The sequence below is a fragment of the Amycolatopsis plumensis genome, assembly GCF_042652605.1.
In the GTDB taxonomy this organism is placed as follows: Bacteria; Actinomycetota; Actinomycetes; order Mycobacteriales; family Pseudonocardiaceae; genus Amycolatopsis; species Amycolatopsis plumensis.
The window spans coordinates 7,190,129-7,204,639 of sequence record NZ_JBHSJY010000001.1; the positions used below are offsets into that span (position 1 = coordinate 7,190,129).

General features: G+C 70.3%; 12 protein-coding genes and 1 pseudogene. 10 read left to right on the forward strand and 3 right to left on the reverse strand.

Translation table 11 applies throughout. The features are described from left to right. Positions 1 to 71: 71 nt before the first annotated feature. From ACFPLC_RS34920 to ACFPLC_RS34945, 6 genes are all read left to right on the forward strand, one after another. Positions 72 to 2,639, forward strand: coding sequence for a glycosyltransferase (locus tag ACFPLC_RS34920; RefSeq protein ID WP_378190983.1), 2,568 nt, complete (start codon positions 72 to 74; stop codon positions 2,637 to 2,639). Next, complete coding sequence (locus ACFPLC_RS34925) at positions 2,639 to 4,072, forward strand: radical SAM protein (RefSeq protein ID WP_378190981.1); 1,434 nt, start codon at positions 2,639 to 2,641, stop codon at positions 4,070 to 4,072. The genes ACFPLC_RS34920 and ACFPLC_RS34925 overlap by 1 nt, the downstream gene beginning before the upstream one ends. Positions 4,073 to 4,165: 93 nt before the next feature. Next, positions 4,166 to 4,954: a GH25 family lysozyme gene (locus tag ACFPLC_RS34930; protein ID WP_378190979.1), complete on the forward strand. Its 789-nt coding sequence runs from the start codon at positions 4,166 to 4,168 to the stop codon at positions 4,952 to 4,954. 146 nt (positions 4,955 to 5,100) lie between these two features. Continuing rightward, positions 5,101 to 6,318, forward strand: coding sequence for a GDSL-type esterase/lipase family protein (locus tag ACFPLC_RS34935; protein WP_378190977.1), 1,218 nt, complete (start codon positions 5,101 to 5,103; stop codon positions 6,316 to 6,318). A gap of 56 nt (positions 6,319 to 6,374) precedes the next feature. Continuing rightward, positions 6,375 to 6,761, forward strand: coding sequence for a hypothetical protein (locus tag ACFPLC_RS34940; protein ID WP_191311365.1), 387 nt, complete (start codon positions 6,375 to 6,377; stop codon positions 6,759 to 6,761). Between the two features lie 30 nt (positions 6,762 to 6,791). Further along, positions 6,792 to 7,127: a ClpX C4-type zinc finger protein gene (locus ACFPLC_RS34945; protein WP_378190974.1), complete on the forward strand. Its 336-nt coding sequence runs from the start codon at positions 6,792 to 6,794 to the stop codon at positions 7,125 to 7,127. Here ACFPLC_RS34945 and ACFPLC_RS34950 read toward each other — a convergent pair. After that, a complete protein-coding gene (locus ACFPLC_RS34950) occupies positions 7,124 to 7,927 on the reverse strand; it encodes an SAM-dependent methyltransferase (protein ID WP_378190972.1) in 804 nt (267 codons plus the stop codon). The genes ACFPLC_RS34945 and ACFPLC_RS34950 overlap by 4 nt on opposite strands. Positions 7,928 to 8,181: 254 nt before the next feature. Here ACFPLC_RS34950 and ACFPLC_RS34955 point away from each other — a divergent pair, with 254 nt between their 5' ends. Next, positions 8,182 to 8,484 (forward strand): hypothetical protein, encoded by a 303-nt coding sequence (locus tag ACFPLC_RS34955; protein ID WP_378190970.1) that lies wholly within the window; start codon positions 8,182 to 8,184, stop codon positions 8,482 to 8,484. Positions 8,485 to 8,556: 72 nt separating this feature from the next. Here ACFPLC_RS34955 and ACFPLC_RS34960 read toward each other — a convergent pair whose 3' ends face one another. Then, positions 8,557 to 9,006, reverse strand: coding sequence for a hypothetical protein (locus ACFPLC_RS34960; RefSeq protein ID WP_378190968.1), 450 nt, complete (start codon positions 9,004 to 9,006; stop codon positions 8,557 to 8,559). Between the two features lie 191 nt (positions 9,007 to 9,197). Here ACFPLC_RS34960 and ACFPLC_RS34965 point away from each other — a divergent pair, with 191 nt between their 5' ends. Together ACFPLC_RS34965 and ACFPLC_RS34970 are read left to right on the forward strand one after the other, a co-directional pair. Continuing rightward, the gene (locus tag ACFPLC_RS34965) at positions 9,198 to 10,787 is read left to right on the forward strand and encodes a helix-turn-helix domain-containing protein (protein WP_378190966.1); all 1,590 of its coding nucleotides are present in this window, start codon (positions 9,198 to 9,200) and stop codon (positions 10,785 to 10,787) included. Positions 10,788 to 10,912: 125 nt separating this feature from the next. After that, entirely contained in the window at positions 10,913 to 12,481 is a 1,569-nt protein-coding gene (locus ACFPLC_RS34970; protein WP_378190964.1) for an alkaline phosphatase D family protein, read from the forward strand. Between the two features lie 270 nt (positions 12,482 to 12,751). Here the strand turns inward: ACFPLC_RS34970 and ACFPLC_RS34975 are convergent. Beyond that, a pseudogene (locus ACFPLC_RS34975) lies at positions 12,752 to 13,720 on the reverse strand (cellulose binding domain-containing protein). Positions 13,721 to 14,109: 389 nt separating this feature from the next. On the opposite strand from ACFPLC_RS34975, the gene ACFPLC_RS34980 reads away from it, so the two are divergent. Continuing rightward, a complete protein-coding gene (locus ACFPLC_RS34980) occupies positions 14,110 to 14,436 on the forward strand; it encodes a DUF6355 family natural product biosynthesis protein (protein ID WP_378191534.1) in 327 nt (108 codons plus the stop codon). The last annotated feature ends 75 nt before the right edge of the window (positions 14,437 to 14,511 follow it).

The window sequence follows — 14,511 nt, forward strand, 5'->3', positions numbered from 1 at the left end:
CACACGGCCGTTCGGCGGCCCCGCGCTTACGCTGGAGTCGACGGCCAAGCCGATTCGGGGGTTTGACATCGATGTCAGTGCTCTGGGGCGTGTCCTTCGACGCCACTCCGCTGTCCGGGGTCGTGGTCGAGTTCCTCAAGACGGCCCGCCGCTTCGCCGCCCGCGGCCACCGCGTCCACCTGGACCTCGGGTACGACATCAAGGCCGACAAGGGCGCGTTCTTCCGGCCCTACCGCGACGAAGCCGAGCTGCTGCCGGAGTGGGTCACGCTCGACCGCGTCGAGGGGGTGGCCGAGATCCGCGGCTACGACCGCGAGTTCGTCGAAGCGGTGCTCGCCCGGGTCGTCCAGGCCGGTGACGACGCGCTGCGGCCCGAACTCGACCGCGTCGCGAGCGAGCTGGCGGACCGGATCGTGGCCACCTGGGAACGCCTCGGCGTGACGATGGTGATGGTGGAAAACGGGACCCTGCCGGAAAACCTCGCCTACACCGAGGCGCTGTACACCGCCATCGAGCGCTACGGCGCCCGCCACCGGCTCGGCCGGTTCGTCTTCTGGCGCGACCACGACCTGATGTGGCAGAGCGAACCCGGGATCGCCAAGTACGGCACGTTCCCGTACCCCGGCGTCCCCGCGCCGCGGAACTCCCCGCACATCCACTACTTCGCCCTGCACGAAGAGGCGCTGGCGCGGACCCTGGAGTGGGTGCCGGGCCTGGCCAACATCGACGTCCTGCCGAACTCCTTCGCCATCGCGCCCGCCCGGATCGACGAGCGGAACGCGGGTTTCCGCCGTGACCACGGCATTCCCGACGGCGTCCCGCTGCTGGCCCGGATCACGCGGATCATCCCGCAGAAGCGGATCGACCGCGAGCTGCACCTGCTGGCCCTGCTGCCGGACGCGTGGCTGTTCGTCGCCGGTGACGTCGCCGAGACGCCCACCGAGCACGCCCGGCTCGCCGCCCTCGCGGACCGCCTCGGCGTGCGCGAGCGCGTCGTGTTCGGCGGCTGGCTGACCCCGTACGACACGAGCGTCCCCGGCCGGTACTCCGTGCGCGACCTCCTCGCCCACGCGACCGTGGTGTCGTTCCTGACCTCCTACGACTACGAGAGCTACGGCAACCCGGTCAGCGAGGCGATCGCGTCCGGGACGCCGTACATCACGAGCGGGTACGAGCTGTACGACGTCGTCTACGGCGGCTTCCGGGCCCCGGTGCTCGACATCCGGGTCCGCGACCTGCCGGACGCGGCGTTCGCCCGCGAAGTCGCCGAGCTGATCACCGACGAAGGGAAACGGGCGGAAGTGGTGCGGGTGAACTCGGAACTCGGGCAGGCGCGGTTCGGCGCGCGGGTGGTCGACGACCTGGTCGACCGGCTGTACCCGCCGCCGATGGGCGCGGCGACGCGGCTGAGCGTGGTGCTGCCGGTCTACAACGAAGCCGCGAACCTCCCGGAGGTGCTGCGGACGCTGCACGACCAGCGCGGGCTGGACAAGGACCGGTACGAAGTCGTGCTCGTCGACAACAACTCCACCGACGACACCGTGGCCATCGCGCACGCCTTCGCGGCCGAGCACCCGGACTTGGCCCTGCACGTCATCCACGAGCCGGAGCAGGGCGTTTCGTGTGCGCGGCGGGCCGGGATGGACTTCGCCGCCGCGCGGAGCCGCAACCGGCCCGACAGCGACCCGGGGGAGCGGTTCTACCTCGTCTCCGCCGACGCCGACTGCCGGGTCGACGCGCACTGGCTGAGCGAGCTGTTCGCGGCCATGGAGTCGAGCAAGGCCGCCATCGGCGTCTGCGACTACTACTACAACCCCGCGCACTTCACGGGACGGCCCCGGCTGTGGGATGCGATCCAGCGGACGCTGCGGTGCCGCGCCGTCACCTTCGCGCTCTTCGGCGGCTTCCCCGACGGCAAGGGCTTCGCCGTCGAGCGCGACGCCTACGAGCGCGCCGGCGGCATCGAGATCTTCTACCAGCTGCAGGACGGCAAGTTCGTCAACCACCTCTCCGACGACTGGGACTTCGGGATCAAGGTCGCCAACGGCGGCGACCCGATCACCTACGCGCCGCGCTCGCGTGTCGAGATCAACCCGCGGCGGGTCGACCACGCCATCGACGAGGTCATCGCCGGCCGCGCGTACGGCTCGGACGGCATCATCGTGATGCGGGACATCCGGCCGTCGGCGCCTTCGGAGCCGGTGGATCTCACCGAAGCCGAGGCGAAGCAGGCGTGGGAGTTCTCGATCAAGGACTTCACGCCGAAGAACACCATCCTGCCGGTGCTGCTCACTCCCGCGCTGCTGGAGGACGACGCCGTGATCGCGTTCTTCGGGCCCGATCTCGCCGCGCGGCTGGCCCGGCGGATCACCGAGATCCGGCACGAGATGCGCGTCGTCGACTTCACGCCGATCCACGCCTACAAGACGCCGTCGTACCGGCTGTACTTCGAGTTCGCCGACGAGCTGTTCGCCTGCCTGCGGCGGCACGTCGGCGAGGACATCGGCCACCCGCCGCCACTGCCGCCGTGCCTGGCGGAGGTGCCGGCCGCGCGGTTCGCGGAGTTCGTCCGCTACTACTGCGAGGACCGCGAGTCGGGCGAGGCCCACAACTACTTCGGCAACGGAGGGGTGTTCTGATGACCCTGGGCTACGAAGAAGCGGTCGGCTCGCTGCACGCGATCGACCCCGCGTGGCCGCGGCCCGCGGTGCTCGACGTCCTCGAAGCGCCCGAGAACCGGCACCTGCTGGACTTCGTGCAGGAGGATCCGTTCGGGGCGCACGTGTTCCCGGGCAACGTCCCCGGATCGCCGTCGGAGTTCCTGCGCGATCTGGACGCGCAGCTCGCTGCGCCGTCGGGTCCGATCCACCTGTGGTCCTACATTCCCACCTGCGCCTACCGCTGCCGGTTCTGCCAGTACCCGGTGGTGCTGGTGAAGGGAAAGATGGAGAAGGCGGCCGACTGGGTCGACCTCAACATCGCCGAGGCGAAGCTCTGGCTGGACGCCGTGCCCCACCTGGGCGGCGCCGAGGTGGGGGAGTTCAACGTCTTCGGCGGCACGCCGTCGCTGCTGCCGGAACCGGAAATCCGGCGGCTGCTGGAGTTCTACCGCGCGAACTTCGGGTTCACCGCCGACACGACCATCCGGTTCGAAGGCGACCCCAGCACGTTCACCCCGGCCAAGCTGGAGCTGCTGCGGGAGCTGGGCTGCACCAAGCTGTCCAGCGGCGTCCAGTCGTTCGACGACCACGTGCTCGGGCTCTGCGGACGCGAGCACACCGCGCAGATGTGCGTCGACTTCGTGCGCAACGCGCGTTCGGCGGGCTTCGAGTGGGTCAGCATCGACCTGATGTACGGCCTGCTCGACCAGACGCTCGACAGCGTCCGCCGCGACCTCGACGTCGTCCTGGAGAACGAAGTCACGGCGATCGTGTGCACGAAGCTGCACCTGGCCTCCTACAGCGACACGCGCACCGGCGTCACCGGCGAGAAGCCGGCCGCGTGGCAGCTGCCGTCCTACCGCGACAAGCTCGTGCGCGACGGCCACCGCTGGCCGACGCTGGGCGAGCAGTACCAGATGCGGGAACTGCTGACCGAGGGCCTGCGGGCGGCCGGGTACACCGAGCACCCGACGATGTACTTCGCGCGTGACGGTCTCGGGCCGGAGAAGTGGAAGTCCATCATGGTCGACCAGGACAAGCAGGAGGCCGAGGTGGCGATCGGGCTGGGCGGCAGTTCGAGCTGCCGCGCGTCCGAGGCGATCACCGACGTGAACTCCCGGCGCTACACCGAAACCGTGAACGCCGGCCGGATCCCGCTGGGGTCGGCGACGCGGTTCACGCCCGAGGCGCAGGAGGCCCGGGCCGTCAAGATGGCGCTGACGACGTTGCAGCCGGTGCGGGATTCCCTGCACCGCCAGCGGTTTCCGGGACGTTCGCTGTTCGCGGAACCGTGGCTGGGCAAGTTCCGTTCGCTGGCTGCGCGCGGCCTGGTCCGGCTGGGACCGGACGTCGTCGAACTGACCCCGGCCGGGGAGGTGCTCGTCGAGGCGATCATCACCACCGAACTCTGAAGATCACTGCATCGGGTGACACAAGCCTCGCGGGAAGCGAATGCGGCAGGCAGCATGGAATCCGGACCTGTTGCCGACGTGATCGGAGCCCGGATGAACCGGACCGTGGCGGGCGCGGCCGCGCTGGCGGTGCTCGCGGCCGTGGTGGTCGCGACGCCGGCCCGAGCCGACTACTCCCTGGCGGACACGAACTACGCGGGCACCCAGATCGCCCGCCACGAGGGCGTCCACGGGACTCCGCGCGCCGACCTGGCCGAGCAGACGCTCGGCCACGACGTCAGCGGGCACCAGGGCCCGGTCGACTGGACCGCCGCGGCCGGGGCCGGCGCGAAGTTCGCCTACGTCAAGGCGACCGAGGGCACCGGGTTCGTCAACCCGCAGTACGGGCAGCAGTACGACGGCGCGCACGCGGCGGGCATCATCCGCGGCGCCTACCACTTCGCCCGCCCGGACGTCTCCGGCGGCGCCGAGCAGGCGGAGTACTTCATCGCCAACGGCGGCGGCTGGCGTCCCGACGGCACGACGCTGCCCGGGGCGCTGGACATCGAGTACAACCCGTACGGCGACGTCTGCTACGGCAAGAACCCGGCCGACCTGACGGCGTGGATCGCCGACTTCACCCGCACGTACCTGGCGAAGGTCAAGCGCAGCGCGCTGATCTACACGAGCACGGCGTGGTGGAAGCGCTGCACCGGCAACACCCCCCGGTTCGGCAACACCGATCCGCTGTGGCTGGCGCGGTACGGCCCGGACGTCGGCGAACTGCCGGCGGGGTGGGACAAGCAGAGCATCTGGCAGTTCGCGCGCAGCGGCGGCCTGCCGGGGGACCAGAACTATTACAACGGCCCCTTCGGCCGGGTGCAGGCGCTGGCGAAGGGTTAGCGCCGCCGGTGGCGTCCATCGCCGGTTTCCCCTGGCCCGGCCGTCGCTGACAAGAACGGACAGAATCCTGTCGCTTCTGTGACCGGCTGCTTACGATCGGCGGAGGAACCGTTCGTCGTTCGTCCTAAGTGGACTCTGGAGGCGCCGTGCGCAGGACCGTCCTTCTCGCGGTGGTTTCCGCGGCCGTCTTCTCCTTCGCGCCGGGCGCCGCCGGGGCGGGGCACGCCTGGTTCACGTCGTGGGCGCAGTCGCAGGACGGGCGGGCCGACACCGCGGTCACCGGCCGGTCGCTGCGGATGATCACCCACCTCAGCCAGGGCGGCGACGCGGTGCGCGTCCGGTTCCAGAACACCTTCGGCAGCGGGCCGCTGACCATCGGACACGCGACCGCCGGGCCGAGCGCGGGCGGCGCCGCGGTGAGCTCCCTGCGTGACCTGACCTTCGCCGGCCGTCCCGCGGTGACGATTCCCGCCGGTGGCGAGGTCTGGAGCGACGAGGCCAGGCTCGTGACGCGCCCGGACTCCGACCTGGCGGTGAGCATGTCGGTCGAGGGCACCGTCGTCCCCGGCCGCCACGGGGCGGCGTTGCGCGACAACTACCTCACCCCGCCGGACTCGGGCGACCACGCCGCCGACGTCTCCGGCGAGGCCTTCACGGCCACGGTCGGCTCGACGTACGTGGTCAGCGCGGTCGACGTGCACAACGTGGCGCTGCGCGGGGTCGTCGTCCCGTTCGGCAGCTCGGTCGTCGACGGCATCGGCAGCACGCCCGGCGCGAACCGGCGGTGGGCCGACGACCTGGCCCGGCGGATCGTGGCCGCGTCCGCACCGCTCGCCGTCGCCAACGCGGGCGTCTCGGGAACGACGAGCGCCCGGTCGTGCCCGGGGATGCCGCCGTCGGTCGCCGGCCTGGACGCGGCGAGCCGGCTGGACCGGGACGTCCTGGCGCTGCACGGCGTCACGGCCGTCATCTACTACTACGGGACCAACGACCTGGCGTACGGCTGCGACGCGGCGACGATCCTCGACAGCTACCGCGCGGTGTTCGCCCGGCTGCGGGCGGCGGGCATCTCGGTGTTCGTCACGCCGAGCACGCCGCGGCCGGGTTACGGCGATCAGGCCAACCTGGCCCGGCACGAGATCGCTCTGTTCGTGAAGCGCTGGAACACCTGCGGCGGCAAGTGCTCGGGTGTCGTGGACTTCGACACGGTGCTGGCGGATCCGCTGCAGCCGAACAGCATCCTCCCGGCGTACGACAACGGCGACGGCATCCACGCGAACGCGGCGGGCCAGCAGGCCCTCGCGGACTTCGTCTCGGTGCCGATGCTCACCCGATCCGGCCAGGTTCGTCACTCGATGGGGTGACTCGGCGAGTCGGAGCGGCGGGACTGTGCGTGCCGGTCAGCAGAGTACGTCCGGTGATGAACGAGTCGATGGACGACGCCGGGTGCTGCCTGTTGTCGGTGGCCTGGAACGTCGCCCCGCTGGCCGAAGGACCACCCGGTTCCCGCCGCGCCGACCTGCGGCGCACGGTGGTGGCGGTGTGCCGGACGGCGGGCCACGGCGCCCGCGACTGGGCCGCGCGGCACGGGGCGGGGACGGAGGCGGAGTACCGGCCGTTCCTGCAGTTGGCGGACGTCGCGTACGAGATCGCGACGCTCTTGTTGCTGGTGGAGGACTTCCTCGTGCCGGACCTGGAGCGCGAGCACCGCCGCTGGGCGGAGATCGAGGAGCTGACCGGACGGCTGACGGAGCTGGCCGAGTGGACGGCGGCGTTCCTCTTGTCAGGCGCACCCTTACGTCTGTAAGGTCACGCCTGACAACGGAGGTGTTCCACGGTGATCGCGCGCTGTTCGTTCTGTGGCAAGCCGAACACGGAGGTCGACACCCTGATCGGCGGCCCGGGTGTCTTCATCTGCGACGGCTGCGTCCAGCTGTGCGTGTCGGCGATCGAAGGCAAGCCGGCGGACGCGCCGATGATCGCCCCGTGGGAGCACGACCTGCCGCTCGAACAGGTGCTGCAGAACCTCGCCCCGGTGTCCGCGGCGAGCACCCAGGTCCAGGAGAACCTCGCGGCGTGGGTGGGGAAGGCCCGTTCCCTCGGTGGCACGTGGTCCCAGATCGGCGAGGCGCTGGGGATGACCCGGCAGTCGGCGTGGGAGCGGTTCGCCTAGGGTTTCCGGCCCACCCCGGCGTAGAGGCCGTCTTCCTCGGGATCGACCACGGCGGAAAGCCGGTCCGGCCGCCAGTTCGCGGAGGTCGTCAGCCCGGGTTCGACGAGCTCGAACCCCTCGAAGAGCGCGAGGACTTCGTCCTTGGTGCGCGGGTAAATGTGGTCCTGGGTCTTGCGCATGGTCTCGGCCACGCGCGGATCGCTCAGGACGGCGAAGTCGTTGGTCAGGTGGCTGAGGGCGAGGTAGCTCCCTTTCCCCAGGGCGTCACGATAGGTGGCAAAGACCCCGCGAACCTCGGGCAGGTAGTGCCCCAGGGTGATGGCGAGCAGCCCGACGGGCTCGTCGAGATCCAGCAGTCGCTGCACCGGTTCGGACTTCAGGACGGCGTCGGTGTTCGTGGCGTTGGCCTCGAGCGCTTCGGCGTGCGGGTTGCCGTCGAGCAGCATCCGGCTGTGCGCGACGGCCACCGGCTCGTAGTCGACGTAGACGACCTTGGCCTGCGGATCCACCGCTTGGGCGACCTCGTGCACGTTGCCGACGGTGGGGATGCCGGACCCGAGGTCGAGGAACTGCCGGACGCCTTGGTCGAGCATGAACCGCACCACCCGCCGGAGGAACGCCCGGTTCCTGCGGGCGACGGCGGCCACCTGCGGCTGGATGGCCTCGAGCTTCTGGGCCACCTCCCGGTCGGGGGCGAGGTTGTGCGCCCCGCCGAGCAGGTAGTCGTAGATCCGGGCGGCACTGGGCCGCGAAAGATCGGCTCCGGCCGGGATCCAGTCGGCACCTTCCTGATCGGTCATGGCGTTCCCCCTTCGAGTCGGCGCGTCCACCTTACTGCGGGTGGCGCCCGGAACCAGGACGGCGGGCGGCTTGCTCCAGTTCGCGCGGCTCGCACGAACGAGTCAACGAGGCCGCGGTCGGCGGGCCGGGGACTGACACGATGGTGTTCCGAGGTGGAGCGCCGGACGGACGGCCCAGTATTTTCTGCTCGCGCGCGGCGAAACACCGTCGCAGTGACCTCGTCAAGCAATTCCCTTTTCAGGAGTTTCCCCGCATGTTGAAGAAGATCTTCGTCGTGACCACGGCCCTGGGGGCCGGTGCCTTCCTGGCCGGTGGCGTCGCCGCCGCCGACACCGCGTACGACTCCACCAGCCAGTTCAGTCTGCTGAACCTGAACAACACCGACGCGCTGCACAACGTCAGCGGAACGGTCGGGTTCTGCGACGTCAACGTGAACGTCCTGGGTGTCCAGGTGCCGGTCCAGGACGCGGCGAACGGCCTCGGCGGCGAAGGCCGCACCCCGGACAACTGCGCCGGCACGGGCCAAGCCGACGGCGGTACCGGTCAGGGCCACTGAGGCAAGCGCCTCACCGTGCACCGCGAGCAGGCGCACGGGCGCCCGTTCGCGGTGCGCCGGACCGGCAGCGAGTCACTGGACCTGCAGCGAGTCGCTGATCGCTTTGTCGACGAAATTGTCGTCCGACACGATCCCCACCGACTGGTAGGCGGCACGTTTCCGGGAATAGGCGCAGTAGTTGCTCGGGGTGCCTTTCACGGAGTGGGCGGGCACGACGAAATCGTAGATGGTGCAGCCAACGTGGAACTGGCCCGACATGTAGTAGTCGATACCGGTGGCGCTCACGGTCCACGCGCTGTCGGTGGCGTTGCCGAAGTGCACGGTGAACCACACTTCGTTGTTGTCGGCCCAGGCGCAGGACTGCCAGTAGAGCTTGGGGTTCGGCATGTATTTGTAGCCGCTGCACACGTGCCCGGTCGCACCGGGCGCAACCACGACATCGGCCGCGGCCACGCCCGATCCCAGGACCAAGCCCGACGCCGCGACCACGATGGCGACCAACGCCGAAACGATCTTTCTCATCACAAGCCTTCCTCGTTCCGAAAAGGGGGGCTTCCCGCCGAGGGCCACCCTGTCCGGAGAACGGCAACCGCGGCAAGGCTGGCCGGGCCGGTCGCCGTCCCGACATGCGCATACCCCCGTTGAGCAGGCGTTTTGCCGTGCCATGGGATGCCGGATGGCATACTGGTCCACGACGCCGACGGGGGAGGTCGATGGGGGTGCCCGGTGCGGACGACGAGCTCGCCGGACGTCTGGCCGAACTCAAGGACCGGAGCGGGCTCAGTTATGCCGAGCTCGGCCGCAGAACCCACAGCAGCAGTTCCACCCTGCATCGGTACTGCACCGGGAAAACCGTTCCGCCCGATTACCAGACCGTGGTCCGCATTGCCGCCGCGTGCGAGGCGACCGACGTCGACCTCGTCGATTTGCTGCGGCATTGGCGCCGGGCCGTCGATCCGGACGCGGTGCCACCGGCTGCGAACCAGATTTCTTTTCCGAAGAAAAGGCGGCGAATGCCCGGCCTGGCCCGGGTCGTCGCCGTGTTGTCGGCGGTGGCGTTACTGGTGACGGCGGCCGGTGTTCCGCGCACAGTGCACACCGGCGCCGCGCAGCGCATCGACGGTCCGTCCTGGCAGAAGGAAAACCCGGTCGACCCGAGGTTGTTCGGCGTGACGGCCTCTTCGCGAAGTGGTTCCATGCCGGCGTTCCGGGTCGGCAGCCTGCGGTTCTGGGACAGCGGGACCCGCTGGGCGAGCCTGCAGCCGGAACCGGGAGTGTACGACTGGACCGTCCTGGACCGCCTGGTCGCCGGAGCCGAGCACGCCGGCCTTCCGGCGACGCTCGTCTTCGGGGGAACTCCGGCCTGGGCGGCGCCCCACGGACCCAAGTCCCCGTACGGCGACGGAGCACGCAGTGCGCCGCCCGACGACCTCACGGCCTGGGACCGCTTCGTCCGTACCCTCGTCACCCGGTATCGCGGCCGGATCGAGGCGTATGAGGTGTGGGTGCACGCCAACGACGTGCGCTACTACTCCGGTTCGACGGAGACGCTGGTCGAGATGACGCGCCGGGCGAGCCGGATCATCAAAGCCGCCGATCCCGAGGCGGTCGTGGTGTGTCCGTCCATCGCCGGGCTGTGGACCGACGAGGGCCGGCGGGTCCTGCGCCGGTTCGCCGAGCTGCGGGGCTACGACCACTGCGACGTCGCCGGCCTGAACCTGCACCAGCGGCACGCGCTCGACCCCCCGGAGACCATGGTCGACCTGCTGGGGCAGGTCGACCACGCCCTGCACGACGCGGGTGTGCACCCCACGCTGTGGAACACCGGCGTCACCTACGAGTACGTGCTCGAAGATGCCCTCGACGATCGACGTGCCGTCGACTACGCGACCCGGTTCTACCTCGTCGCGCTCTACGGCAGCAATTTCAGCCTCGCCCGCACGTACTTCTACAACTGGGGCAGCACGCGGCTGCCGATCGTGCTCCAAGGGGTCGGCGGCCCGCCCACTCGTGCCGCGCTCGCCGTCGAGGAACTGCAGCGCTGGCTGTCGCACACGACGAGCCGCTCCTGCGGCCACGGCGTGGCGATCGGCCTGCCCGCCAACGTGTGGCAGTGCGAGTTCACCACCCCGGACCACCGGTTGCTGGTGATCCGCTGGACACACCACGGCACCGCGAAGACCACCGCCGCCCCCCACGCCGAAGAAGTGCGGCAGCTCGACGGAACCGGCAGTCCTCTGCATCCCGGCGACACGATCGAGGTCTCCGAGACTCCCGTGCTGATCGTGTACCGCACGCCCTGAACAGCAAAAGCCAGATCAATACCTCATCCGGGTGTACACCGCCGGGTCATCGCGATGTCGCACCGTAGTCATCCTCCGAACTTAGCGTGTGCGGGCCATAACGGTCTTTTCGGAAGAGGTGACACATGGCTCGTCCCTTCGACGCCGCCGCGGGGCCGGCGCCGTCCCGCCGGCAGGTCCTGCTGGCCGGTACCGCCGCGCTCGGCGCTGCCGCGCTGTCGGGCATCCCGGCCGCGGCCGCCGAAGGCGCCGGGCGCGCGGCGGTCCGGGCGCCGTTCACGCTGGGGGTCGCGTCGGGCGACCCGCTGCCCGGCGGCGTGGTGCTGTGGACGCGGCTGGCGCCCGAACCCCTGGCCGCCGACGGGGGGATGCCCGCCCGGCCGGTCCCGGTGACCTGGCAGGTCGCCGAGGACGAGCGGTTCCACCGCGTGGTGGCGGCCGGCGCCGAGCTCGCCCGCCCCGAGCAGGCGCACGCGGTGCACGCCGAGGTGGCCGGACTGCGGCCGGGGGCCGAGTACTTCTACCGCTTCCGGGCCGGAGGCGAGCTGAGCCCGGTGGGCCGGACGAAGACCGCGCCGCGGCCGGGTGCACGGACCGGCCGGTTCGCGTTCGCCTTCGCCAGCTGCCAGAACTACCCGGAAGGTTTCTACACGGCCTACCGGCACCTGGCCGACGAGGATCTCGACCTCGTCGCGTTCCTCGGCGACTACATCTACGAAGGGGGCGCGCAGGGCACGATCGGCCGTGCGCACGCGCCGGCGGCCGAGATCTGGACGCTGGCCGACTACCGCACCCGGCTCGCCCAGTACAAGAGCGACCCGGACCTGCAGGCGGCCCACGCGGCCTTCCCGTGGGCGGTCGTGTTCGACGACCACGAGGTGGAGAACAACTGGGCGGGCGACATTTCCCAGCCCGACACCGAACCCGACCAGGACCCGGCGGTGTTCCGGCAGCGCCGCGCGGCCGCGTTCCAGGCGTACTACGAGCACATGCCGCTGCGGCGCGCCCAGCGCCCGTCCGGCCCGGACATCCGCATCCACCGGCGGCTGACGTTCGGCGACCTGGTGGACATGCACCTGCTCGACACCCGCCAGTTCCGCGACGACCAGGAGGTGACGCCGGCCGAGCGACTCGACCCGGCCCGCACGATCCTCGGTTCCGCCCAGCGGGACTGGCTCCTGCGCAACCTGGCCGGCCGCACCGCGCGCTGGAACATCCTGGCCCAGCAGGTGTTCTTCTCCGCCCGCGACTTCACCGCGGGCCCGGAGACGAGCTTCAGCGACGACGCGTGGGACAGCTACCCGGTCGAGCGCGACCTCGTCCGCGACCACCTGGCGAAGGCGAGCAACCCGGTGGTGATCACCGGTGACGTGCACGCAAGCTACGTCGCCGACATCAAGGCCGACTTCACGAACCCGGCATCGGCGACCGTGGGCACGGAACTGGTGGGCACGTCGATCACCTCCGGCGGCGACGGCGTCGACCAGAACGCGGGCGACGCCGTGCAGCTGAAGGAGAACCCGCACATCAAGTTCATCAACCGTAAGCGCGGTTACGTCCGCAACGTCGTGACCCGGACGGAGTGGACGGCGGACTACCGCGTGGTCGACCACGTTTCGCGGCCCGGCGCACCGGTCACGACCCGCGCGAGCTTCGTCATCACCCACGGCGAAGCCGGCGCCATTCCGCGGTAGGCCGGTGTCGGCCCGGGGGCGGGGCACCACCGGTTCAGCGCAGCGACCAGACCTGGTCGGCCTGGGTGCCGCTGCCGTAGCAGTCCCAGATCTGGGTGCGGGTGCCGTTGGCCGTCGAGCCCGTCGGCGACGTCCGGGCACTTGCCGGTGGCGGGGTTGGTGAACGCGCTGCCGGTGCGGGCCCACTTCTGGTTGCCCTGGCCGGTGCAGTCCCACAGCTGGAAGGGAGTGCCGTCGTTCGTTCCGTTGCCCTGGTCTTGGCCGGGGGATTTATCCAGATGTCGTAGGAGGCGTCGAAGGCCGGTGCGACGAGACCGGCGAGGGCGAGTGTCGCCACGGACAGCTCGAGGCCGGACCTTTGCGCCGCCGCAGGTTCCCGAGACGGCGCACGCACGCGCTCGTCTTCGGCACGGTGGCCTTCGCCGGCGTGCTCGTCGTCCCACCCCCGGCGCCCGGCGCCGACATCGTCCTGTTCGGCCACCGGCCCCGCGGGAATCCGGCGTTGTCCGATCGCGACAGGAATCCGGCGATGATCAGTGCCCGCACGGTGTTCCGTTCAGGGCGAACCCCGTGGGAGCGGTTCGTGGCGGCGTACGAGCCGTTGAAGCCGATGTTGGTCGTCGCGGATGCCGCTATGGCCGGGTTGTACGACGCCGGGTGGACCGTCACCCGGTCGCCGGACTGCGTGTACTCACCGTCCTAGCCGTGCGTGACCTGCTGGCCCGCGGTGAACGTCCAGGTGAGCTTCCACGGAGAGACCGCCGAACCGCCGGTGTTGGTGATCCCCACCGAGGCGGTGAACCCGCCGGGCCAGGAATCCGTGATCGTGAACCGGACGGTGCAGGAAGCCGCCCGCACCGGAGCGGGGACGACGGAGGCGGTGGTCGGCGCCGCCGGCCGGGGCCGCTCGGGCGCCGGGGTGGAAACGGGCACGGCCGTGAAAGTCACCGGACTCGTGGCGGAAGCGGACGCCGGTGGCGCGGGCGGGGTGTCGGCGAAGGTCGGGGCCGGCGGCTGCAGGGACAGGGGCGGCGCCGCGACCGGCTCGGGCGAAGGGGGTTCCGGCGTCGCAGCGATCGCGGCGGCGCACACGGCCGCGACCACGGCGGCCGCTCCGACGCTCAGTCGCAGAACGTCCCGCGTGCTCCGCTTTTCCCGGCCTCCGGCGAGCCGGGCCCGGTTTCCGGCATGCAGCCGGTGCCGGACGGCATTGCGCTGTTGCCGTGGGGAAGGAGACACGCGGGTGCTCCTCGGCTCTCGATCGTTCAATCCGCCGAAGCCGGTCGCGGATATGCCGGAAAGGATTCACTTCAACCCATGCGGGTGATATCCGGCGCTGAGCGAATATGTCGAAACCGCGTGAGATGGGGATGTCGAGTGTTTTTCGCTTCTCGCCGGTGCCGACAACCACGTGAACCGGATCGTGGTTGCGAAGGTGTATCGGAATGGCGGGCTTCGGCGATTCGAAAGATTCGAAAGTGCCCCTGTGATCGTGGAGCGGCCGCCGCCGAGGTCGGCGACGGAGAGAAGAGACGGGTCCCCGGTGCAGTGCCCTAACCTTGCGTGGCTGTCGCCACTTCGCTGGCGAAGTTCCGTATTCCACTATTGGGGAGTGTGCTGTGTTCAAAATGATGCGGGTGGGCCTCGCCGTGGCTGCGGTAAGTGGTTTTCTGATGGCCGGGACGACGGTGGCCCAGGCGGAGGTCGCCACGGATACCCGTTCGGCCTCGCCGGACAAGTCGGTCGCGGCATGCGGTTACTGGACCCAGTTCATGGGACTGTGGACCGACGCGTACTACACGAACTGCGAAACGCGGAGCGTGCGGATCACCGTCGACCGGGTCCTGTGGCCGGACTACACGGTTTGTGTCGTGCGGGGCGGGACGAAGCTGGTCGGGGAGGCGGGCATTTCCCCGGGTTCGGTATGGGATGCCTATTCCATCGGGAGCTGCTGAGCAGGGCGCGCCGCCATGGTGCCGGCCGGCCCGGCACCATGGCCCCCCTGAGGCGGGGAACCCGGAAGGGGCGTG